General features: G+C 65.2%; 14 protein-coding genes and 1 riboswitch. Of the genes, 4 read left to right on the plus strand and 10 right to left on the minus strand.

Going from position 1 to position 23,305, the window contains the following annotated elements:
- Positions 1–11: 11 nt before the first annotated feature.
- Positions 12–8,498 (minus strand): glycoside hydrolase family 94 protein, encoded by an 8,487-nt coding sequence (locus tag MUU55_RS23795; protein ID WP_244763273.1) that lies wholly within the window; start codon positions 8,496–8,498, stop codon positions 12–14.
- Positions 8,499–8,905: 407 nt separating this feature from the next.
- A riboswitch (cobalamin riboswitch) is annotated at positions 8,906–9,122 on the plus strand.
- A gap of 99 nt (positions 9,123–9,221) precedes the next feature.
- On the opposite strand from MUU55_RS23795, the gene MUU55_RS23800 reads away from it, so the two are divergent.
- Entirely contained in the window at positions 9,222–9,437 is a 216-nt protein-coding gene (locus MUU55_RS23800) for a hypothetical protein (RefSeq protein WP_244763274.1), read from the plus strand.
- An 84-nt stretch (positions 9,438–9,521) separates the two neighbouring features.
- Complete coding sequence (metH, locus tag MUU55_RS23805; RefSeq protein ID WP_244763275.1) at positions 9,522–13,313, plus strand: methionine synthase; 3,792 nt, start codon at positions 9,522–9,524, stop codon at positions 13,311–13,313.
- Between the two features lie 4 nt (positions 13,314–13,317).
- Here the strand turns inward: metH and MUU55_RS23810 are convergent, their stop codons facing one another.
- Positions 13,318–14,364, minus strand: coding sequence for a YeiH family protein (locus MUU55_RS23810; RefSeq protein ID WP_244763276.1), 1,047 nt, complete (start codon positions 14,362–14,364; stop codon positions 13,318–13,320).
- A gap of 78 nt (positions 14,365–14,442) precedes the next feature.
- On the opposite strand from MUU55_RS23810, the gene MUU55_RS23815 reads away from it, so the two are divergent.
- Positions 14,443–15,315 (plus strand): LysR substrate-binding domain-containing protein, encoded by an 873-nt coding sequence (locus MUU55_RS23815; RefSeq protein WP_244763494.1) that lies wholly within the window; start codon positions 14,443–14,445, stop codon positions 15,313–15,315.
- Here MUU55_RS23815 and cobM read toward each other — a convergent pair.
- Together cobM and cbiE are read right to left on the minus strand one after the other, a co-directional pair.
- On the minus strand, positions 15,312–16,076 hold the full coding sequence (gene cobM / locus MUU55_RS23820; RefSeq protein ID WP_244763277.1) for a precorrin-4 C(11)-methyltransferase: 765 nt from the start codon (positions 16,074–16,076) through the stop codon (positions 15,312–15,314). The genes MUU55_RS23815 and cobM overlap by 4 nt on opposite strands.
- Positions 16,073–17,347, minus strand: a complete 1,275-nt coding sequence (cbiE, locus tag MUU55_RS23825; RefSeq protein ID WP_425314224.1) for a precorrin-6y C5,15-methyltransferase (decarboxylating) subunit CbiE — start codon at positions 17,345–17,347, stop codon at positions 16,073–16,075. The genes cobM and cbiE overlap by 4 nt, the downstream gene beginning before the upstream one ends.
- Between cbiE and MUU55_RS23830 the strand changes: the two genes are divergently transcribed.
- Positions 17,331–18,101, plus strand: coding sequence for a cobalt-precorrin-6A reductase (locus tag MUU55_RS23830; RefSeq protein ID WP_244763279.1), 771 nt, complete (start codon positions 17,331–17,333; stop codon positions 18,099–18,101). The two genes, cbiE and MUU55_RS23830, sit on opposite strands and share 17 nt — an antisense overlap.
- Here MUU55_RS23830 and MUU55_RS23835 read toward each other — a convergent pair.
- From MUU55_RS23835 to MUU55_RS23860, 6 genes are all read right to left on the minus strand, one after another.
- Positions 18,065–18,829 carry a precorrin-3B C(17)-methyltransferase gene (locus MUU55_RS23835; RefSeq protein ID WP_244763280.1) on the minus strand — a complete coding sequence of 255 codons (765 nt, stop codon included), beginning with the start codon at positions 18,827–18,829 and terminating at the stop codon, positions 18,065–18,067. The genes MUU55_RS23830 and MUU55_RS23835 overlap by 37 nt on opposite strands.
- Positions 18,826–19,554 (minus strand): precorrin-2 C(20)-methyltransferase, encoded by a 729-nt coding sequence (locus MUU55_RS23840; protein WP_425314225.1) that lies wholly within the window; start codon positions 19,552–19,554, stop codon positions 18,826–18,828. The genes MUU55_RS23835 and MUU55_RS23840 overlap by 4 nt, the downstream gene beginning before the upstream one ends.
- A gap of 2 nt (positions 19,555–19,556) precedes the next feature.
- Positions 19,557–20,189: a precorrin-8X methylmutase gene (locus MUU55_RS23845; protein ID WP_244763282.1), complete on the minus strand. Its 633-nt coding sequence runs from the start codon at positions 20,187–20,189 to the stop codon at positions 19,557–19,559.
- Positions 20,186–21,523 (minus strand): precorrin-3B synthase, encoded by a 1,338-nt coding sequence (gene cobG / locus MUU55_RS23850; protein WP_244763283.1) that lies wholly within the window; start codon positions 21,521–21,523, stop codon positions 20,186–20,188. The genes MUU55_RS23845 and cobG overlap by 4 nt, the downstream gene beginning before the upstream one ends.
- A complete protein-coding gene (cobF, locus tag MUU55_RS23855; RefSeq protein WP_244763284.1) occupies positions 21,520–22,299 on the minus strand; it encodes a precorrin-6A synthase (deacetylating) in 780 nt (259 codons plus the stop codon). Before cobF ends, cobG begins: the two co-directional genes overlap by 4 nt.
- A 129-nt stretch (positions 22,300–22,428) precedes the next feature.
- Positions 22,429–23,301: an AraC family transcriptional regulator gene (locus MUU55_RS23860; protein ID WP_244763285.1), complete on the minus strand. Its 873-nt coding sequence runs from the start codon at positions 23,299–23,301 to the stop codon at positions 22,429–22,431.
- Positions 23,302–23,305: the final 4 nt, after the last annotated feature.

The raw sequence follows: 23,305 nt of genomic DNA on the forward strand, positions 1-23,305 counted from the left end.
ACATCTGTGGATCAGAGCAAATAACCCTCGTTTGAAGATTTGATGACATTGCCGTTCACATTTGCGAGCCATCCACCATCGTCACCACGATCGACGCGGATCGTGAGCTTCTTGCCGTCGATGGTGAGCGTCGCGCCGTAGCCGTTCCAGGAGGAAGGCAGCACCGGATTGATGAAGAGGCGACCGCCTTCCTTGCGGATGCCGAGGATGCCCTCCACGGCCGCGCGGTAGAGCAGGCCGGCCGAGCCGGTGTACCAGCTCCAGCCACCCTGCCCGGTACGCTCGCCTTCGCCATAGACGTCGGCGGCGACCACATAGGGCTCGACGCGATAGCGTTCCGCCGCATCCGGATCGAGCGCATGCTTGACCGGATTGAGGATATCGAAGCAGGCAAAGGCGTCGTCCGCCCGGCCCTGACGCGCCAGAGCCAGCACGACCCAGGTTGCGGCATGGGTATATTGCCCGCCGTTTTCCCGGACACCCGGCGGATAGGCCTTGATATAGCCCGGATCCTGCGGGGTCTCGGCCAACGGCGGGGTGAACAGGCGGATGATGCCGTTTTCCCGGTCGACAAGGTTTTCGAGGACCGCATCCATGGCCTGACGCGAGCGTTCCGCATCACCTTCACCGGATAGAACACTCCAGCTCTGCGCGATGGAATCGATCCGGCATTCGGCGCTCTCAGCGGAGCCCAGCGGCGTGCCGTCATCGAAATAGCCGCGGCGATAATAGCCGCCGTCCCAGCCCGCCGTTTCCAGCGCCTGCTTGAGACCGCCGAGATGGCCTTCCCAGGCTTCGGCGCGACCATTGTCACCGCGCTCGCGGGCGATGACGCTGAAGCCGCGCAGGGTGCCAGTGAGGAACCAGCCGAGCCAGACGCTGGTGCCGCGGCCGGCTTCGCCGACCCGGTTCATACCGTCGTTCCAGTCACCGCCTAGAATGAGTGGCAGGCCGTTTTCGCCGGTCCGCTGGATCGCAAGATCGAGCGCACGGGCGCAATGCTCGTAGAGCGAAGCCTCTTCGGAAGAACGGCCCGGCTTGTAGAAGGAATCGTGCTGCCCCTCGGCAAGCGGCTGGCCCTCGATGAAGGCGAGCTTTTCGTCAAGCACGGCACGGTCGCCCGAGGCGCGGCAGTAATATTCCACCGCATGAGCGAGCCAGACCACGTCGTCGGAGATCATGGTGCGTACGCCGGCGCCGCTGTCGGGCAGCCACCAATGCTGCACGTCACCCTCGACGAACTGGCGCGAGGCGGCGTTGAGGATCTGCCGGCGGGCAAGTTCCGGCCGGTGCAGCACGAAGGCGAGCGTGTCCTGCAACTGGTCGCGGAAACCATAGGCGCCGCTTGCCTGATAGAAGGCCGAGCGCGCCATGATGCGGCAGCCGAGCGCCTGATAGGGCAGCCAGTCATTGACCATGCGGTCGAGCGCGGCATCCGGCGTCTTGACCTGCAGCGTGCCGGTGAAGTCTTCCCAAAAGGCCCGCACCGCCGCCATGACGGCGTCGAAATCGGCCGCGCGGCTTTTCTCGGCCAGCGCCTTGGCGCTGTCCGCATCCGCGGTATCGCCGAGCACGAAGATGAGCTCGCGCTTCTCGCCGGGCTTCAACACGATATCGACGGACAGTGCCGCGCAGGGATCCCCCATGCCGTCGGCCGCACCTGAAAGGGCAAGGCCCGTCACAACGGCCATAGGTGATGCAATATCGCCTTTGCCGATGAAATCGCGGCGCTTGGCCGTGAAGCCCGAAAGCGGCGCATCGACGGCAAAGAAGCTGGTCCGGCCGGCGAAATCGAAGCTGTAGGGATTGGTGGCGAAGAGCGCGCCGCTCTCCTCGTCATGACTGGTCAGGATAAAGGGCGCCGTCTTGGCGGGATTGTTGCCAAGCACCCATTCGACATAGCCGAAGACCGAAAGATTGCGTTCCGTGTCGCCGGTGTTCTTCACGACGAGGCGCGAATATTTGACCGGATCCTCGGGATCGACCGTCTGCACGAGATCGAGCTCGATACCGTCCTCCCAGCTGCGGAAGGCGGTGTAGCCGAGGCCGTGCCAGGTCTCGAACTTCACCGATGGACGCTGCGACAGCGCCGCAAACGGCGTGATCACGGTGCCACGATCGCGATCACGCACATAGAAGGCCTCGCCCGGACGGTTGATGACCGGGTCGTTGGTCCACGGTGTCAGCTGGAAATCGCGCGAATTGCGGCTCCAGGTGAAGCCCGCGCCCTCCGCCGAAACGTGGAAGCCGAAGTTCTTGTTGGCGATGACGTTGATCCACGGCTGGGGCGTCGCCGCTCCGCCGCATAGACGAACGGCATATTCGCGGCGATCGGCGTTGAAACCGCCGAAACCGTTCCAGAAGGTCAAGCCCTCGCCGTCGATTGTCACCGGCTCCGCGGCCGCAGGAGCCGGCAGCTTTGGAACGACGATCTCGGCCTTCACATCGTCCTCACCACGTGGCGTTGAGAAGAGCATCGCCATGCGGTTGATCTGGTCGGACAGCGTGCCGTTACGGGCGTGGAAAACGGCGCGGGCGGTGGCCAGCAGTGCTTGCCAGGTGGAGACCTCCATCAGGTCGCGGCGTACCGCGAAGATGTGCTGGCGCATGCCGTCGGACTGGCCGCGCAGGCGAAGGTTCTCGCACATCTGGTCGAGCGTGTGCTGCATGTCCTGCGCATAGGAGGACGCGCGCTCGTTGAGGATTACCAGATCGGCCGTCACGCCGCGATGGCGTAGATAATCCTGTGCACGCAGCGCGCCACGGGCAACCTCGAGGTCGATCTCGTCGTTGATGCGCAGGACGAAGATCGGGAAATCGCCCGAAATCGCCAGCGGCCACAGCGCCGACTGGGCCGTCAGCCCCGTCTGGATCGTGCCGGCATCGGCACGCAGGTGCATGTCGGGATAGGTCAGGTAGCGGCCGAGCGTCTGGAAGCTCGCCGCCTCCTGCGAGGTCACGCCGATATGGCGCATATGCACCTGCGAGCGCGTCCAGGCATGGATCATTTCCTGGTTGAAGCTCTCGGGATGACGGTAGAGGTCGATAGCGGCATCCACCTCTGCACGGCTGGGAGCCGCAATCGTCCAGAAGATGACCTTGACCTTCTTGCCGGCAGGCACGCGCACTACACGACGCAATGCCAGAACCGGATCGAGCGTAAAGCCGTCTGTGCTGGACAGTTGCGCGCCCGGATCGAAGGCGGCGGCGGTGGCGAGCGTGCGGCCGCGGCCGATGAAGCGGCGGCGGTCGGTCTCGATCTCGGTGCGGCGCGACGGGCCGGCATTATCGACGATCAGATGGGCGATAGTCATGTCGGGCTCGTTCGGATTGCGCTTGTTGCGCACCGCGCGGATAACGTCGCCGCGCTTGCCGATCTCGGTGCGGACGAACATTTTCGAGAACAGCGGATGGGCGCTGTCGGCGTCGTCGGTGGAGATGACCGGCTCCATATAGGAGGTCACTTCGATGAAGCGGTCTTCCGTGCCGGTGTTGAGCAGCGTCAGGCGGCGGCCCTCGGCGTCATGCTCGGTAGCGACAATGACCTCGACCTCGCTGGTGAGCGAGCCGATCGTCTTGACGAATTCAGCCTTGTCGTCGCCGAACTGCGTCTTGGTCTTCTCACCCTCGACGCGCTTGGGTTCCGCCGTGGCGGACCACCATTCGCCCGAGACGGTATCGCGCAGGAAGAGGAAGGAACCCCAGCGGTCTTCTGTCGGATCGGGCTTCCAGCGCGTGACGGACTGGCCGTTCCAGCGCGAATAGCCCGAGCCGTTCGCCGTCAGCATCACCGAATAATGGCCGTTCGACAGGAAGACGGTTTCCCGCTCCTTGGCGAAGGGGTTTTCGATGATGCGGATTTCCGGGCGCAACAAGTCCGCCTGCGTGCTGCCGACGGTTTCCGGCTCGCGCTTGGCATTGATGACCGGGATGTCGCGCGGTGCCTTTTCCTGCAAGAGCAGTTCGGCCGCCTCGATGACCGGATCGGCATGGAAGCGTTCGCGCAGCGCGCCGTTGAAGACGACATTGGCGACGGCGGCAATCGACATGCCGTGATGGTGCGCCATGTAGTTCTTCACGACCGCGCAGGTCTTGCCTTCCGGCACGCGGGTCGGCGTGAAGTCGACGGCATCGTGGAAGCCGTAGACGCCGAGAGCGCCGAGCTTGCGCAGGCGCTCGAGGTTTTCGAGCGCTTCCTCCGGCGCGTACTGGGCGGCGAGCAGCGAAGCATAGGGCGCGATGACGGCGTTCTGGCCGAGGCCGCGCTTCAGGCCGAGCGTCGGCACGCCGAAATTGGTGTATTGGTAGGTCAGTTCATGGTCGCGGGCATTGAAGGCCGCCTCCGAAATGCCCCAGGGCGTGCCGAGACGGCGGCCGTGGTTCATCTGCTCCTTCACCACCAGATTGTTCGTCTGGTTCAGGATGCCGCCCTGGCGCTCCTGCATGACGAGCGGCGGCATCAGATATTCGAACATCGAGCCGGACCAGGAGACCAGCGCGCCGCGCGAGCCGACCGGCACGACCGGGCGTCCGAGCTTGTACCAGTGCTCGGTGGGCAGGTCGCCCTTGGCGATGGCGAAGAGGCTGGTGAGACGGGCTTCCGACGCCAGAAGGTCGTAGCAGGCCTCGTCGAGTTCGTTGGTCTCGACGCGGTAGCCGATGGAGAGCAGGCGTCGTTCCGGGCGGAACAGGAAGCCGAAATCCATCGAGAAGGCGATGTCGCGGGCGCGATCGCGCAGCACGACAAGCCGGTCGCGCAGGCCTTCGATCGAGCCGAGGTCGAAAACGCTGTCGGCGATATGCGCCTCGCAGGTCGCGACCAGCGCGCCCGCCCATTTGGCCAACTCGCCGCTGTCGGCCGACTTGATCTCATGGTCGAGATTGACGATCAGCTTGTTGACGTCGCGGGCCAGCACCGAGAGGTTGATGACGCGGATCGAGGCGAATTCGTGCTCGCGCTTGACGGCGGCAAGCGCGTTGTGGAAACCGACGATGCGCTCCTCGATGAGGCGGCGCAGCGGACGCACGGTCTTGCGGTCATCCGGCAGTTTCTTCAGCGTTTCGGAGAGGATGGAGGCAACGTCGCCGATACCGTCAAGGCTGCCCTGCAGATGCGCCGAGGGCGCTTCCGCCCATTCGCGGCACATGGAGGATACGGCGATGAGGTGACCGGCGAGGTTGCCGCTATCGACCGCCGAGACGTAACGCGGACCGAGCGTTTCCAGCGTGTTGGTGCGGTACCAGTTGTAGAGGTGGCCGCGATATTTCGGCATACCGTCGATGGTGGCGATGGTCTGTTCGAGGCGGCGAACCGTCTCCTCGAACGAGATCCAGCCGAAATCGCGGGCGGAGATGACCGAGAGCAGGTAGACGCCGACATTGGTCGGCGAGGTGCGCTCGGCGAGCACCGGCTGCGGCGTTTCCTGGAAATTGTCCGGCGGCAGGTAATGCTGCTCGGCGGTGACGAAATCCTCGAAATAGCGCCAGGTGCGGCGGGCATATTTGCGCAGTTCCGTCGCGACATAGTCAGACACGACGAGCTGGTCTTCGGTCTCGGCCGTCTGGCTGACATACCAGGCAATGGCCGGCGAAAGCGCCCAGACGAGGGCGAAAGGCACGCCGATGAAGGGCAGGCCGGTATCGGAGATCATGGCGAGCGCCACGGAAAGCACGGCGAGCGCCGGCGCCTGCCACATCGCCTTGTAATGGTCGAGGATGCCGCCGCGTGCGGCGCTGTCGGCCTGGGCGGCCGTGCGCCATTCCAGCATCAGCTTGCGGCTGCCGAAGGTGCGGTAGACGGAGCGCAGGATGGCATCGGCCATGAGTGCGGCCGAATGGGCGATGAAGGCGATGCGCAGCGCGACCTGGGCATTGGAGGCGCGGATATCGGAGATGACCCGGTGCACATGGGCACGCGCGACGATATCACCGCGGCGCGGCATGATGCCGGAGATCAGCGACAGGGTCGGTGCGACGAAGAGCAGGAAGATCAGCACGAGCTGCCAGATCAGCGCCTGGCGCGGCTCCATATAGTACCAGCCCATGACGGAAGCGACGAGCCAGCCGATGGGAATAAGGCTGCGGCGCAGGTTGTCGTACATCTTCCAGCGACCGAGCATGGAAATGCCGTTTGCCGGGTTGAAGAGGTAGGGCAACAGCTGCCAGTCGCCACGCGCCCAGCGATGCTGGCGCGAGGTTTCCGTGCCGTAGCGGGTCGGGAAGTCTTCGATGAGCTCGACATCCGTCACCAGCGCGCAATGCGACAACGAGCCTTCGAGCAGGTCGTGGCTGAGCACTTCGTTTTCGCCGATGCGGCCCTTCACGGCGGCCTCGAAGGCATCGACGTGGTAGAGACCCTTGCCGGTAAACGTGCCTTCGCCGGCAAAATCCTGGTAGACGTCGGAGACGGTGAAGACGTAAGGGTCGACGCCGCGGTCGGCGGAGAAGATGCGCTGGAAGGTCGAGGCTTCCTTGCCCGTCGTCAGCGACGGCGTGACGCGCGGCTGGAGAATGCTGTAGCCGGCGGTGACCTTGCCCTTTTCGGCATCGATGACCGGACGGTTGATCGGGTGGTGCAGCTTGCCGACGAGCTTGGTCACGGCATCGCGCATCAGGCGCGTGTCGGAATCGAGCGTCATAACGTATTTGACGTCAGGCGGCACCATGTTGGCGCCTGGCAGGAAGGTCGTGTCGCCATCGCCGCGCAGCAGCAGGTTCAGCTCGTGCAGCTTGCCGCGCTTGCGCTCCCAGCCCATCCACGCGCCCTCTGAAGGGTTATAGAGGCGGCGGCGGTGCAGCAGGTAGAAGCGCGTACGGCCGTCATAGGCATAGCGCGCCGAAAGCGCCGCGATCTCGCGCTTGGCGTATTCGAGCACTTCGAGGTCGGCAGGGGTTTCCTCGACTTGGGCGTCCGTCCAGTCGCTGACCAGCGAGAAATAGATCTCGCCGCGCGGATTGGCGAGGTAGTGCACTTCGAGATTGCGCACCAGCTCATCGACATGGTCGCGCTTGGCGATCAGACAGGGCACGACGACGAGCGTGCGCGCATCATCGGGAATGCCGTCCTTGAATTCGTAGCCGACAAGCCGCGAGGGCGTGACGAAGAAGGTAACGAGCGTGTTGAACAGGCCCGACGCGCCTTCAGACGCCGGCAGCGCGAAGAGCACCAGCATGATCAGCCAGGCGCCATTCGGAATATCGAGCTGATCGAGGAAATAGAAGACCGCGATCATCGCAAGCAGTGTCAGGAGGATGTTCGGTCCGGCAATGGCGAACCAGTCGAGCTTGCGGCCGAAGCGCACGACGCGCTGCACGATGGAGGGGCGGTAGTCGATGCGCTTTTCAAGCAGCTTGCGCTTCTTGCCGACGAGGAAGGCGGCGACATTGGCCTCGTAGTCGAGATCCTCGACATGGGCGGCGGCATCTTCCGCCGTCATGGCGAGCGCGGTTTCGGTGACCTCGAGCTCCGTCTTGCCGGAGCGGCGGGCGAAACGCTCGATCGTGTTGCGGTACTTGTTGCGCGAGCCGAAATCGAGGTCGGAATAGTCCGAGCCCTGGCGCAGCGCCTCGTCGAGGCGGCTGACGCTTTCGAACCAGACCGGCCATTCCGTGTCGTCAACGGTGCGCAGGCTCTTGATGAGCGAGCTCATCGTGGCGTTGCCGGAGGACAGGCGGTTGTTTTCCGAGACGATCAGCTCTTCGAGATCGCTGCCGCGGCTTTCGATCCTGCGCTCCAGCCACTGGATGACGGCACCCGAGGCCTGCAGGCCGTCACGCAGCCGGTAGAGCAGCTGGGTGACGAAGGTGTTGTCCTCGGCGAAGCTTTCCATGGTGCGCAGATGCGCGATGGCCTTTTCGGGATCGTTGAGGCGGACCAGTTCGTCGGCCACCTCGTTCGCCTTGAAGCGCATTTTTCGCGAGCGCTCCACGCGGCTCGATATGCGCCGCAGGTTTTCCAGCAGCACGAAGCGGATGAACGAGGGCAGCGCCCAGAGTTCGCCGATCTTCAGCGCATCGACCCGCTGGAACCCCTGCACGAAGGCCGTCAGGCTTTCATGCGAGATGTTACTCTGGGTGTGGGCGACATAAAGCCAGGCGAGCACCAGCGTGCGCGGCACCGGCTTGCCGTCGATCTCGATGGTCAGGAGCTGGCGGTAGAAACGCCGCGGGAAGTCGCGGCGGACTTCCTGGATGGCCTCTTCGATGACGTAATAATTGTCGAGCAGCCATTCGGCGGCGGGCGTGATCTGCGCGCCGGCTTCGACGTCCTTGGCCGTCGCCTGATAGACGCGGAAAATTTCCTTTTCGTTTTCCTTGTGGCGCGGACGGAATTCGAAGGGCTGATAGCCCGGCAGCAGCGCGGTCTTGTCGCGCGCCAAAGCCTCGCCGCAATCGGCCAGCTCCTCCAGCGTCAGATAGGTGGCGCGGATCGAATCGTTATAGTCGATCTGCTTGGCGTCTGCGTCGCGGGCGGCGTGCGGCGTATTGTGAAGGGACATATTTCTTAATCTGGATCCGGCCATGTTGAACCATCCGGCAAAGGCCTGTGCGCCGGAAGGGTTTTTGCGGGCAGGTTTCGTCTCTGTGCCGCGATCAGCCATGACACCATACGGCACCCGGATGGCGCGAAGGGTGGGAACATGGCTCAAGCGACACGCTGATTGGCATCCTGGCCGCGTGGTGCATGAAAACGGCATTTTTTAGCCGTAAGGACAGAGACTTGCAACATCTGAGCGTGTCTGGATGGCTCGGCATCGGCCCTCATCTGCGGTTTTGGTGAATCACGCCCTCGCCGCGGGACGAGCGAGGAGCAGGAGGCAGGCGGAAGCCCAAATGCCCCGCGTCGAAAAAAGTTCCAGACCTGTGCACCATGATCCCTCACCATTGACTTGAGAGCCGCACCGAGCCAGTTTCGCCGCGTCAGGGTCTTCCGAGTCGAAAGCGGCTCGGAGGCTAAGAGGGAAGCCGGTGCGATGCTCCAGAAAGCATCAAGACCGGCGCTGCCCCCGCAACTGTGAACGGCGAGCCGATGTCGCTCCATGCCACTGGTGTGAACCACCGGGAAGGCGAGACAAAGGCAATGACCCGCAAGCCAGGAGACCTGCCCTGACGCGTCTGTAACGTCCATGGGCGGGGTGTCCCAAGGGTGCGCTTGTTGTCGCCTTCGGGCGAATTCCATGAGCGTGCGTCCGGTCATCCCCCAATTTTCGATTGGGGAAACAATGTTTCAATTCACCGATATCCAGCCGTCCGGCACCGGCAAGCCGGAATCCGTCTTCATCTCCTGGCTGCTCTGGCAGCCGCGTGGCGCCGACCTCCCGGTCGAGGCGCTGAAGGAGGTGGACAAGCTTTCGCGCTGCGAGAGCGCCGACCCCGACATCATTCGCCTGCGGGAATTGTTCGCTTCGCTTGCGGGTGCCGACGGGCCGAAGCATTAAACCTATCCGCATAGAGATATATTGACATAAAGATATCTTTATGTGAATTCCGATGCAGTCTTGCCTGCACCGGAGGGTTTTCCCATGACCAAGTCCCATCTGGACGATCTGTTCGGCCCAAAACAGCCGACGCGGGACGGTCGCGAAATCCGCGCCGCCCTCGAAGCCGCCGCGCGCGAAAGAATCCTCGTGCTCGACGGCGCCATGGGCACAGAGATCCAGACACTGAAGCTGGTCGAGGACGATTTCCGCGGCGACCGTTTCGGCGATTGCGCCTGCCACCAGCAGGGCAACAACGACCTCCTGACGCTGACCCAGCCCGGCGCAATCGAGGACATCCACTATCGTTACGCGCTCGCCGGCGCCGACATCCTCGAGACCAACACCTTCTCCTCCACCACTATCGCCCAGGCCGATTACGGCATGGAGGACATGGTCTATGAGCTGAACCGCGACGGCGCGCGCCTTGCCCGCCGCGCCGGCCTGCGCGCCGAGCAGAAGGACGGCAAGCGCCGCTTCGTCGCCGGTGCGCTCGGCCCGACCAACCGCACCGCCTCCATCTCACCCGACGTCAACAATCCCGGCTACCGTGCCGTGACCTTCGACGATCTTCGCATCGCCTATGCCGAGCAGCTGCGCGGTCTCATCGACGGCGGCGCCGATATCATCCTGATCGAGACGATCTTCGACACACTGAACGCCAAGGCGGCGATCTTCGCCACGCGCGAAATCTTCGAGGAAAAGGGCATCGAGCTGCCCGTCATGATCTCGGGCACCATCACCGACCTTTCCGGCCGCACACTCTCCGGCCAGACGCCCGAGGCGTTCTGGAATGCCGTGCGCCATGCCGATCCCTTCTCCATCGGCCTCAACTGCGCGCTCGGCGCCAATGCCATGCGTGCCCATCTCGCCGAGATTTCCTCGGTCGCGCAGACCTTCGTCTGCGCCTATCCTAATGCCGGCCTGCCGAACGCCTTCGGCCAGTATGACGAAACGCCGGACGAGATGGCCGCCCAGATCGAAGGTTTTATGCGCGATGGGCTGGTCAACGTGGTCGGCGGCTGCTGCGGCTCGACGCCGGACCATATCCGCGCCATCGCCGCGGCCGCATCGCGCCACAAGCCGCGTGCCATCCCCGATATCCCGCGCCACATGCGCCTGTCCGGTCTCGAACCCTTCACGCTGACGGAGGCCATTCCCTTCGTGAATGTCGGCGAGCGCACCAACGTCACGGGCTCGGCGAAATTCCGCAAGCTGATCACGGCGGGCGACTATGCTGCCGCACTCGACGTCGCCCGCGATCAGGTGGCGAACGGCGCGCAGATCATCGACATCAACATGGACGAAGGCCTGATCGATTCCGGCAAGGCGATGGTGGAATATCTCAACCTCATCGCCGCCGAGCCCGATATCGCCCGTGTGCCCGTGATGATCGACTCGTCGAAATGGGAGGTGATCGAAGCCGGCCTGAAATGCGTTCAGGGCAAGCCGCTGGTCAATTCCATCTCGCTGAAGGAGGGCGAAGAGGCCTTCCTGCACCATGCGAAACTGGTGCGTGCCTATGGTGCGGCCGTCGTCGTGATGGCCTTCGACGAGACAGGCCAGGCCGATACGAAGGCCCGCAAGGTGGAGATCTGCACCCGCGCCTACAAGCTGCTGACCGACGTCGCGAGCCTTGCGCCCGAGGATATCGTCTTCGACCCGAACATCTTCGCCGTGGCCACCGGCATCGAAGAGCATGACAATTACGGTGTCGACTTCATCGAGGCGACTGCCGAGATCACCGCGACACTGCCGCATGCCCATATTTCCGGCGGCGTGTCGAACCTGTCCTTCTCGTTCCGCGGCAATGAGCCGGTGCGCGAGGCGATGCACGCCGTGTTCCTCTACCACGCCATCCAGGCGGGTATGGACATGGGCATCGTCAATGCCGGCCAGCTCGCCGTCTACGACACGATCGAGCCGGAGCTGCGCGAAGCCTGCGAGGACGTGGTGCTGAACCGCGTGCCGAAGGCCGGCGGCACCGCCACCGAACGCCTGCTCGACATCGCCGAGCGCTTCAAGGGCGCGGCCGGCAAGGAAGCCCGCGAGCGAGACCTCGCCTGGCGCGAATGGCCGGTGGAAAAGCGGCTGGAGCACGCACTCGTCAACGGCATCACCGAATTCGTCGAGCAAGACACGGAGGAGGCCCGGCAGAACGCCGAACGCCCGCTGCATGTCATCGAAGGCCCCTTGATGGCCGGCATGAACGTCGTCGGCGACCTTTTTGGCGCAGGAAGGATGTTTTTGCCGCAGGTGGTGAAATCTGCCCGCGTGATGAAGCAGGCGGTGGCCGTGCTGCTGCCTTACATGGAGGCGGAAAAGCTCGCCAATGGCGGCAGCGGCGAGCGACAGAGCGCCGGAAAAATCCTGATGGCGACCGTCAAGGGCGACGTGCACGATATCGGCAAGAACATCGTTGGGGTCGTGCTGGCCTGCAACAATTACGAGATCATCGACCTCGGCGTCATGGTGCCGGCGACGAAGATTCTCGAGACCGCGAAGGCCGAGAAGGTCGATATCATCGGCCTCTCCGGCCTCATCACTCCGTCACTCGACGAGATGGTACATGTTGCCACGGAGATGGAGCGCGAGGGTTTCGACATCCCGCTCCTGATCGGCGGCGCCACGACGAGCCGCGTCCATACGGCGGTCAAAATCCATCCGCGCTACGACCGGGGCCAGGCCGTCTATGTGACCGACGCCAGCCGCGCCGTCGGCGTCGTCGGCAGCCTGCTGTCGCCGGAGATGAAGCCGGGTTATGTCGAAACGCTGAAGGCGGAATACCGAAAGGTGGCGGATGCCCATGCCAGGAGTGAGGCCGAAAAGCAGCGCCTGCCGCTCGCGAAAGCCCGCGACAACGCCTTCAAGGCCGACTGGTCCGCCTACCAGCCGAAGACGCCGTCCTTCCTCGGCACCCGCGTCTGGCAGGATTGGGATCTGGCCGACCTTGCCCGCTACATCGACTGGACACCCTTCTTCCAGACCTGGGAGCTGAAAGGCGTCTATCCGAAAATCCTCGACGACGAGAAACAGGGCGCCGCCGCCCGCCAGCTTTTTGCCGATGCGCAGGCCATGCTGGAAAAGATCATCGCGGAAAAATGGTTCACGCCCAAGGCCGTCGTCGGCTTCTGGCCGGCCGGCACCGTCGGGGACGATATCAGGCTCTTCACCGACGAGGCGCGCGACACGGAGCTTGCGACCTTCTTCACGCTACGCCAGCAACTCTCCAAGCGTGATGGCCGACCGAATGTCGCGCTGTCCGATTTCGTTGCACCCGTCGACAGCGGCAAACACGACTATCTCGGCGGCTTCGTCGTGACGGCCGGCATCGGCGAGATCGCCATTGCCGAGCGTTTCGAGCGGGCGAACGACGACTACAACTCGATCCTCGTCAAGGCGCTGGCCGACCGCTTTGCCGAAACCTTTGCCGAGCGCATGCACGAAGTTGTCCGCAAGGAACTCTGGGGCTATGCACCGGACGAGACCTTCGCCCCCACCGACCTCATCGGCGAGCCCTATGCCGGCATCCGCCCCGCGCCCGGCTATCCCGCCCAGCCGGACCATACGGAAAAGACGGCGCTCTTCCGGCTGCTCGATGCGGAAAAGGAAATTGGCGTGACGTTGACGGAAAGCTTTGCCATGTGGCCGGGCTCCTCCGTTTCCGGCCTCTATATCGCTTCGCCCGAAAGCTACTATTTCGGCGTCGCCAAGGTGGAGCGCGACCAGGTGGAGGACTATGCGCGGCGCAAAGGCATGGCTGTCGGCGAAGTCGAGCGCTGGCTGGGCCCGGTACTCAACTACATACCGACGACCGCACGGGAAGCTGCCGCCTGACGTTTCAGGCCGTCGCAAGGTTGAGCAGTAGCACCATGGCGTAGCTCGCGGCCACCAGCACGCCGAGCGACAGGATGACGGCAGCCGTCACCCGCGGCCCGGCGCGCATCACCCGGCGCAGATCGATGCCAAGGCCGAGGGCCGCCATCGACAGGATCGTCAGCCCCGTCGCCAGCCCGTTCATGCGCGCGGCCAGGGTGGCATCGACGAGACCGACGCTGCGGGCCATGAGCAGCGCGAGAAAGCCGAGGATGAACCAAGGCACCATCCGGTGCAGCGCCGGGCGCTCCCCCCGCGCCTTGCCCGAGACGAGCGACAGCAGGAAGATGACCGGGCCGAGCATCAGCACCCGCACCAGCTTGACGAAGGTCCCGATCTGGATGCTGAGCGCCGAGACCGGCGCGGTGGCGGCCAACACCTGCGGCACCGCATAGACCGTCATGCCCGCCATCACGCCATAACCCGTCGCCGACAGCCCGAGAAGCGGCACCAGCACCGGCAAGGCCAGCACGGTCAGCATGCCGAGAACCGCGGTGAAGGCGATGGAGGAGGCAACATCCTCCGCATCCGCCCGGATGACCGGCGCGGTCGCGGCGATCGCCGAATTGCCGCAGATCGAGTTGCCGCAGGCGACGAGCAGCGCGACGGGGCGGGAGAGCCCAAGCCCCCGGCCGATCGCATAGCTTGCGATGAGGGCGATGCCCACCACAACCGCAATGGCCGCAATCAGCGGCAAGCCCATCTCCGTTACTGCCGCCGCACTCACGCTTGCACCGAGCAGCACGATGGCAATCTCCAGAAAATACTTTGCCGAAAAGGCGATGCCGGGATCGAAGGCCGCAGGCCGGCGCAGCGCGAGACGGCAGAGCGCACCGATCAGGATTGCCAGCACCAGCGCCTCGACCCAGGCACCTCCCGTCAGCCACCGCTCCAGCCGCTCGGCAACCAGCGCGACGCCAGAGACCACTGTCGAGAGCAGTATGCCCGGGAACAGGGCCGAAATCCGGGACCGAATTCCAAAATTCCTGCGATTCTTGACCAAATTTTCCATGCGCCAAAAATGCGCTTGAAAATCCGTTCGATCCATCGGCAAATATTGGACATTTCATTCGATTGGATCGAACAGATGATGACGCTCGAACAGCTCCGCATTTTCATTGCCGTGGCCGAGCGCGAGCATCTGACGCAAGCGGCCGAGGCGCTCAACCTCACGCCCTCGGCCGTCAGCTCCGCGATCCGCGTGCTGGAGGAGCGCTACGGCATCGCGCTGTTTCACCGCACGGGGCGGCGCATCGAACTGACGCAGACCGGGGCGGCCTTCCTGCCCGAGGCGAAGGCGACGCTGGCGCGCGCGGCGGGCGCGGATCTCTTCCTCACCGAGATCGGCGGCTTGAAGCGCGGCACGCTGACGCTGGCCGCCAGCCAGACCGTCGCCGGCTCCTGGCTGGCGCCGCGGCTGATGCGCTTCAAGGCGGACTATCCGGCGATCGATATCAGGCTCGGCGCCAGCAACACCGAGCAGGTGGCCGACGCCGTTCTCGAGGGGCAGGCGGAACTCGGTTTTGTCGAGGGTATCGTGGATCATCCCGCGCTCGCCCAGCGCGTCGTCGCCCATGACCGCGTGGTGATCGTCGCCCCTTCAGGCCATCCGTTCGCGGGCCGGCAGGCGGATGCGGCCATGCTGAGCGCAGCCCGCTGGGTGCTGCGTGAACCGGGCTCCGGCACGCGCAGCGCCCTGACCACGACGCTTGCCGATCATGGCGTGAGGGAGGACGCGCTGGATGTGGCGTTGTCGCTCCCCTCGAACGAGGCGGTGCGCAGCGCGGTGCTGAGCGGCGGCGCGCTGACGGCGGTGTCCTTCGCCGTCGTGGAGGACGACATCGCCGCCGGCCGGCTCATGCCCGTCGGCTTCGACCTGCCGGAACGGGCCTTCCGCCTGCTGCGGCACAAGGAGCGCTACCGCTCCAAGGCCGCGCGTGCCTTCGAGGCGATGCTGCCTTAAAACCCGTCGCGGCCGCGGAAGCGGCGCTGATAGGCGGGATCGTAGAGCGAGCTCTCGCGAAAATCCTCCGCCGCCAGCGAACGGCCGACGAAGATCAGCGCCGTGCGCTCGATCGGCTCTTCCGCCACCTTCGCCGCGATATCGGAGAGCGTGCCGCGCACCACGCGCTCATCCGGCCAGGACGCCTTGACGACGATCGCGACGGGGCAATCGACGCCATAAAGCGGCGTAAGTTCCGTCACGACCTGGTCGAGTGCATGGATGGCGAGATGGATGGCGAGCGTCGCCCCTGTCGCACCGAACCCCTTCAAGGTCTCGCGGTTCGGCATGGGCGAGGCGCGGCCGGACACGCGGGTGAGCACGAGGCTCTGCGCGACGGCGGGAATGGTGAGCTCGCGGCCGAGTGCCGAAGCCGCCGCCGCAAAAGAAGGCACACCCGGCGTCATCGTATAGGCGATGCCGTTCTTCTCGAGCCGGCGGATCTGCTCGGCGACGGCGCTCCACACCGAGAGATCGCCGGAATGCAGCCGTGCCACATCCTCGCCCGCCGCAGCCGCCTTGACATATTCCGCCTCGATCTCGTCGAGCGACATCGGGGCCGTATCGATGATGCGCGCACCGGGCGGGCAATATTGCAGAAGCTCCGGCGAGACGATCGAGCCGGCATAGAGGCAGACGGGGCATTTGCCGATGAGATCGCGGCCGCGCACGGTGATAAGGTCGGCGGCGCCGGGGCCGGCGCCGATGAAGTGAACGGTCATCTTTGTTCCTCGGATATGTCGGCCGGCTTGACCCAGCTCCATTGCGTGACCGGCATGGCCGGCCGCCAGCCCGTCATCTGCCCGACGGGCGATGCGCGGGCGATATCGATGCGAATAAGCGATCCGCCGAGCCGGGCATGGTGGGCAAGCAGCACTGCTTCCATCTCCGTCGTCACCGCATTGGCGACGAGCCGACCGCCGGGTTTCAGGCCGGCCAACACCGCCTCCATCACCCCAGCTTCGCTGCCGCCGCCACCGATGAAGATTGCGTCGGGAGCCACAAGGCCTTCGAGCGCACCGGGAGCGGTGCCTTCGACGACCACGAGACCGGGCACACCGAAATTCCGCGCATTGCGCCGCATACGGGCCCCGCGCTCGGTATGGCCTTCAATGGCAATGGCCCGGAGCGAGGAATCGGCCAGCATCCATTCGATGCCGATGGAACCGGAGCCGCCGCCGACATCCCACAGAAGTTCGCCCCGCTTCGGCGCCAGCGCCGAAAGCGTCAACGCACGCACCTCGCGCTTGGTGATCTGCCCGTCATGCTCGAAAAGCGCGTCGTCGAGACCCGGCGTGAAGGCGAGGACGCGCGCTGCCGTGCCGTCGGCCGAAACCTCCACGGCGCAGACATTCAGCATATCGGCATCGGCAAGCGCAAAGCTTTGCGCCTGATGGCTGCTCACCCGCTCGCGCGCACCGCCGAGCGCTTCGAGAACCGTGAGCGCCGAGCCGCCGAAGCCGCTGTCGGACAAGAGCGCCGCCAGCGCTGCCGGGCCATCGCTGTCCGAGGTCAGCGCAAGGATGCGGCTACCGGGATGCAGATGCGGGCGGATGAGATCGAGCGGACGGCCATGCAGCGAGACGCAGACCGTTTCCTGCAAGGCCCAGCCCATACGCGAGGCCGCGAGACTGAAAGAAGAAGGTGCGGGGAAGACCCGCATTTCCGCCCGCGCGATGCTCCGCGACAGCGTCACGCCGACGCCGTAGAAAAAGGGATCGCCCGAGGCGAGCACCACCACCGGTCGCCCGCGCGCGGCAAGCACGGCCTCTACGGAGCGTTCGAAAGGGCTGAGCCAACCATGCTTCTCGCCGCGGATGGCCGCATCCGCCAGCTCCAGATGCCGCGCACCGCCGAAGACGATCTCGGCACGACTAATCGCGGCCTTGGCCTCGTCGCCGAGACCGGCTAGACCGTCCTCGCCGATCCCGATGATGGAAAGCCACGGGGCGGCGGAAACAAGGGATCGATCAGGCGTGGACAAGCGACGCATCCTCATTCTGGGCGGCATGACGGAAGCGCGCGATCTGGCCGGCCGCCTTGCCGAGCGTGCCGATCTCGCCGTCACGCTGTCGCTCGCCGGCCGCACGCTCGATCCCGCGCCGCAGCCCGTGCCGGTGCGCACCGGTGGTTTCGGCGGTGCCGAAGGGCTTGCCGCCTATCTTGGATCGCATGCGATCGATCTGCTGATCGATGCCACGCATCCCTTCGCCAAACAAATTTCCGTCAATGCCCGAGCAGCCAGCGCCGCGACCGGCATTCCGCTGCTGCGGCTGGAGCGGCTCGGCTGGGAAGAGGCTCCCGGCGATCGCTGGACGCGCGTCGCCTCGGTTTCCGATGCGATAACCGCGCTGGGCGAGACGCCGCGCCGTGTCTTCCTGACCATCGGCCGGCAGGAGGCGAAGGTTTTCGACGCGGCCCCGCAGCATCACTATCTCGTGCGCAGCGTCGATCCCGTCGATCCGCCGCTCGATGCACCCGATGTCGAATACCTGCTCTCCCGCGGCCCCTTCGCCGTCGAAGACGAGATCGCCTTGCTGCGCGCCCACGGGATCGATGTGATCGTCAGCAAAAATTCCGGTGGCGAGGCCACGCAGGGGAAAATCACCGCCGCACGCGCGCTCGGCCTGCCCGTCCTGCTCATCGAGCGGGCGGCGGTCGCGGATGACCACCGCGCCGAAACGGTCGAGGATGCGGTGCGGCTCGCCGATCATTTGCTCGCGTCCTTCAGGAAACGCGGCGTATAGACCAGGTCGGCCAAGCCGGGCCGGGCGATGATACGGGTTTCCGGCGAGCCGATGACGACGCAGGTCGCCATGTCCGCGCGCTCAGCTTCGGCCTCGCCCAGCGGCATGACCAGCATGCGCTCATCCGGCCGGCCGGCGGCGCGGCCGAAGATGACGGGCGTCGTGGCCGGCAAGGTCTCGCGCAGGATCTCGAAGGCCCGGCCGAGCTGCCAGGGCCTTGCCTTGCTGATCGGGTTGTAGAGCGCGATCACCAGGCCCGCCTCGGACACCAGACGCAGGCGCTTCTCGATGATATCCCAGGGCTTCAGATTGTCCGACAGCGAGATGGCGCAGAAATCATGCCCGAGCGGCGCGCCGATGCGGGCGGCGACGGCGAGCATGGCGGTCACACCCGGCACGACGGTCAGATCGACCGATTTCCATTCCTCCGGCCCGGCATCGATCGCCTCGCAGACGGCAGCCGCCATGGCGAAGACGCCGGGATCGCCGCCCGAGACGACACAGACATTCACACCCTCGGCCGCCCGCATCAGCGCGGCCTGCGCCCGGTTCAGCTCCTCACGGTTGTCGGAGGCGACCTTGATCTGGCCCGGCCGAAGATTCAGCCGGTCGATATAGGGAAAGTAGCCGAAGAATTCGGTCGATGCGGCAACGGCAGCAAGCGCTTCCGGCGTCAGCTGGTCTGGATTGCCGGGGCCGGTGCCGATGACGAAGAGTTTGCCGGTCATGCCCGTTCGCTCCAGCCCGGCACGAGCACGAGCGAGAAATAGGGCGCGGTGTCATCGAGCTTTTCCGAAAGGCGCATGGATTTGCTCGTCGCCATGGTCCCGCGCTCGACATAGATGGCCTCACCGAGGCGGCCGGCGTCCGAAAGTGCCCGGCGGATTTTTGGCAGGTTACGGCCGACCTTCATGATGACGGCCGCCTCGGTGTCGCCAAGCCGGCGCGACAGCTCTTCCTCGCGCATCGTGCCCGGCAGCACGGAGAGCACGTCGTCGCCCTGCACGATGGGCAGGCCCGACAGCGACCAGCAGCCGGACATCGCCGTGATGCCGGGAATGACCTCTGTCGGGAAACGATCGGCAAGCCGCACATGCAGATGCATGTAGGAGCCATAGAACATCGGATCGCCCTCGGAGAGGATCGCGACCGTGCGGCCGGCCGCAAGATGCACCGCCACGGCAGCGGCGGAGGCATCGTAGAAGGCGGCGATCTGGTTCTTGTAGTCGTCGTGATCCCTGTCGATTTCCGTCGTCACGGGATAGTAGAGCGGCAGCTCCGCCATGCCGGGCTTCAGCAGGCCTTCGACGATCGCCCGGCCATTGCCCGAGCGGCCAGCCTTGGCGAAATAGGCAAGCACATCGGCCTCGCCGATCGCCCGCACCGCCTTGAGGGTCAGAAGCTCCGGATCGCCCGGCCCCGTGCCCACGCCGTAAAGTCGTCCTGTCGTCATCGTCATACTCCCGGCCGTGCGAGCGAATTGAGGGCGGCGGCCGTCATGGCGCTGCCGCCGAGGCGGCCACGCACGATGGCGAAGGGCACGCCGTAGGAATTGTCCGCCAGCGCATCCTTGGATTCCGCCGCGCCGACGAAACCGACGGGCATGCCGAGGATCGCCGCCGGTTTCGGCGCGCCGTCGCGCAGGAGTTCGAGCAGGTAGAACAGCGCAGTCGGCGCATTGCCGATGGCGACGACGGAGCCAGCCATGCGCTCGAGCCACAGACGGATGGCGGCCGCCGAGCGCGTGTTGTCGATCTCCCTGGCGATGTCGGGCGTGCGCGGATCGCGCAGCGTGCAGATGACATCGTTGTTGGCCGGCAGGCGGGCGGCGGTGACGCCGCGCGACACCATTTCGGCATCGCAGAAGATCGGTGCGCCGGCCTGAAGGGCGCTGCGGGCCGAGGCGACGAAATCCGGCGAGAAGACGAAATGCGGCGCGGCCTCGACGAGACCGGCAGCATGGATCATGCGCACGGCGACATCCGCCTCTTCTTCGGAAAAGCGCGCAAGGTCGGCCTCGGCGCGGATGATCGCGAAGGATTTTTCATAGATGGCCGTGCCATCCTTGATGTAGTCGTAATCGGTCATTGTTGGCCTTGATATGCGGAAACAAAAAGGGCGGGCGCGGTGCGGTCGATCAGGCTTTTCGCCGTTTCGTGGTCGCCACGGCGATTGCGCGAGAGGTTGCCGAGACGCTGGATCGCCGGCACGAGGCCGTCGGCGGGAATGGTGGACAGCGCCGGGTCGGACGCCTTGCCGTTGAGGACAAGGCCAACGCCCTCGGCCGTGCCGCACAGCGTGACGGCGGCGCGGGCCGGATGGGCGCAGCCCTTGGGGCAACCGGAAACATGCACATCGGCGGAGCCGTCAAGCAATTCGGCTGCATGCGCGACAAGAGCATCGGCGGCGGCGTGGGTATCGAAGCTGGCGGAGGCGCAACCGGCAGCGCCGGCACAGATCGAAACGGAGCGGCCGGGCGCCTTGTCCGTGCACCAGAAACCTTCGCGCTGCGCCGCATCCTGCGCGGCGGCAAGCGCAGGCTCGGACAGGCCGCGCACCAGCAGCGTGCGGTGTGGTGCAAGACGAAATTCCGTGGCACCGCAGGCCGAGAGGCTGTGCACGAGGGCAGCAAGACGATCAGCATGCACCTGACCATAGGCCGGTGAGACACCGAGAACGAACTGGCCGCCGATGACGTGGACGCCGATCAGATGGGGCGGAATGGTGGCCGCAATGGGCAATGCCGGCGCGTTGAAGCACGCGACCAGCGCTGCGACATCGAGATCGCGTCCGCGTGTGCCCGCACCGGCCGCAGCCAGCGCCGCCACGACGGTCATCGCGCCTTCAACCACCGTTTCGGACGATAGCAAAGCGATAGGCTGCGCCGTTTCCCGGTCGCCGCCTACAGACAGGCGCCAGGCCACCGCCCCACCGACCTCGACAGCATCGAGCCTGATATCGGCGACCATATCGGCAAGCGACAGCACGCCGCCGCCATCGACGACGATAGCGAGTTTTGGCGCAAGCGTCAGCGCGGCGGCAGCGATAGCGTTGCGCAAGGCATCGGCAACCGGCGTGGCGTCGGTGATCTCGGAGGGATCGATGCCTGACAGCACAGGCGTTTCGATGGCGACGCCCGTCTGCGGCAGGATGCCGGCGGCCGCGAGCCCCTCGGCAAGACGCGGCACCATCTCCAGCGTAAGACCGCGCAGCTGGATATTGCCGCGTGCCGTGATTTCGATGAGGCCATTGCCGGTTTCGCGGGCAAGGCTGGCAATTGCGAGAAGATCATTCGCCGTCAGGGCCGCCGCGACCGGGCGCAGGCGCACCAGAAAACCGTCGCCGGTCCGCATGGGCGCGGCAAGCGACGGGCAGGCGCCGCGCCGAAACGTACCGGGATCGCAGGCGAGCGCCGTCGTCATGCCGCGCCCTCTTCGCTTTCGGACGCAGGGCGGCGGATCAGGTAGGTGTCCATGATCCAGCCGTGTTCCTCACGCGCCGTGCGGCGGGTCTCGGCAATGGTTTCGGCCATTTCGGAAAGACGGCCGGAGAGCAGGATTTCGTGCGGCGTGCCGAGATAGGCGCCCCACCAGATCTCCGCTTCCGGATCCTCCACGGTGCGGAACGCCTGCACGCCATCAAGCATGACGAGCGCATCGCGCGCGCCCTCCGGCCAGCCCTCGGACAGCCGACGGCCTGTCGTGATCTCGACGGGAAGGCCGATGCGGTTGAGCGCAATACCATGGCCGGCGCAGAGCGCCTGCACGCTGGTGATGCCGGGAATGACCTCCATCTCGAAGGCCACGCGCCCGGCGGCGCGCACATGCTCGACGATGCGCAGCGTGCTGTCATAGAGCATCGGATCACCCCAGACGAGCAGACCCAGCGTCTGATCCTCACCCACCTCGTTTGCGAGCGTGCGCTCGTAGATCGCGGCGATGGCGTGGTGCCAGTCGTGAACGCCGTCCTCGTAGGACCCGTCGGCGCGGCGCACCGGCACGGCATAATCGAGGATACGGCAGGCGTCATTGCTGAGGAAACGATCGCAGATATCGCGACGCGCGTCGGCGAGAAAGGCCTTCTCAGCACCCTTGGTGGGGATCAGCAGCACATCCGCCCGGTTCAGTGCGTTGATCGCCTGAACGGTCATGTGCTCGGGATTGCCCGCGCCAATCCCGATGACCAGTATCTTTCTCAAAATCCGTCTCCCGTGCGGCTCGCGCTCCCGGTTTGCGGCCCGGTGTGGGTCCCGCATCTCTTCCTAATCTCAAATGCGACAGGAAAACAGTCCCCGGATCGCGTCCTTTGCCGGTCTGTTTGAGACGCCTCACGCCGCTTTGCGGCTGGTGAGGTAGGCGCGCGGCGAGGTGCCGAGCATGCGCTTGAACATGGTGGTGAAGGCCGGCACGCTCTCATAGCCGGCGTCGAGCGCCACGCGCGTCACCGGTTCACCGGCGGCAAGCCGCGGCAGGCAGGCGAAAAGACAGGCCTGCTGACGCCAGGTGACGAAGCTGATGCCCATCTCCTCGCGGAAAAACCGCGTAAACGTTCGCCGGCTCATGTTGAGGCGCTTTGCCCAATCATCGATCTTCGCAGCCGGCGACGGCGTTTCGACGAAATCGCGGCAAAGGCCGGCCAGCCGCCCGCTGGCCGGAAACGGCAGCCCCAGCCGGCGCTCCTCCAGACGCCCGATCTCGTCGAGCAACAGCGCCATGACCAGCTCCGTCCGTCCGTTATCATCGCCCTTCTTCAGAGCCTCCGCGATCAACTGGCGCGCCAGATCCGTCCGTCCGTTATCATCGCCCTTCTTCAGAGCCTCCGCGATCAACTGGCGCGCCAGATCCGTCACCTCAAGAACCGTCGGCTCCAGCGACGCCGCACGCCCTTCCGGCGAATAGATGTAGACCGATCGCATGCTGACATCGCTCACCATGTCGACGGAATGTTCCAGGCCGCGCGGGATGAGCAGCGCATGGCCGGGCGGGATCATCCAACGCCCGCGATTGGTTTCCACCAGCACCACGCCGGCGAAAACGCAAAGAAATTGCGTGCGGCGATGGCGATGCGGCGGCACCGTATACCCGCCCGGAATATCCGAACTGTGGACCAGCACGTCCTCGTTCGACTGTTCCATACGCGAAAGATTGCGGAGGTGGTCATCATCGAGCGCTTTCAGGCGCGCCGGCGTCAATTTTTCCATCTTT

It is taken from the genome of Shinella curvata (assembly GCF_022899935.1).
Classification (GTDB): domain Bacteria; phylum Pseudomonadota; class Alphaproteobacteria; order Rhizobiales; family Rhizobiaceae; genus Shinella; species Shinella curvata.

Bases quoted from the DNA above. Each gene is read 5' to 3' on its own strand.
- MUU55_RS23795 (WP_244763273.1), bottom strand. From the start codon at position 8,498: ATGTCCCTTCACAATACGCCGCACGCCGCCCGCGACGCAGACGCCAAG.
- MUU55_RS23800 (WP_244763274.1), top strand. From the start codon at position 9,222: ATGTTTCAATTCACCGATATCCAGCCGTCCGGCACCGGCAAGCCGGAA.
- metH (WP_244763275.1), top strand. From the start codon at position 9,522: ATGACCAAGTCCCATCTGGACGATCTGTTCGGCCCAAAACAGCCGACG.
- MUU55_RS23810 (WP_244763276.1), bottom strand. From the start codon at position 14,364: ATGGAAAATTTGGTCAAGAATCGCAGGAATTTTGGAATTCGGTCCCGG.
- MUU55_RS23815 (WP_244763494.1), top strand. From the start codon at position 14,443: ATGACGCTCGAACAGCTCCGCATTTTCATTGCCGTGGCCGAGCGCGAG.
- cobM (WP_244763277.1), bottom strand. From the start codon at position 16,076: ATGACCGTTCACTTCATCGGCGCCGGCCCCGGCGCCGCCGACCTTATC.
- cbiE (WP_425314224.1), bottom strand. From the start codon at position 17,347: ATGCGTCGCTTGTCCACGCCTGATCGATCCCTTGTTTCCGCCGCCCCG.
- MUU55_RS23835 (WP_244763280.1), bottom strand. From the start codon at position 18,829: ATGACCGGCAAACTCTTCGTCATCGGCACCGGCCCCGGCAATCCAGAC.
- MUU55_RS23840 (WP_425314225.1), bottom strand. From the start codon at position 19,554: ATGACGACAGGACGACTTTACGGCGTGGGCACGGGGCCGGGCGATCCG.
- MUU55_RS23845 (WP_244763282.1), bottom strand. From the start codon at position 20,189: ATGACCGATTACGACTACATCAAGGATGGCACGGCCATCTATGAAAAA.
- cobG (WP_244763283.1), bottom strand. From the start codon at position 21,523: ATGACGACGGCGCTCGCCTGCGATCCCGGTACGTTTCGGCGCGGCGCC.
- MUU55_RS23860 (WP_244763285.1), bottom strand. From the start codon at position 23,301: ATGGAAAAATTGACGCCGGCGCGCCTGAAAGCGCTCGATGATGACCAC.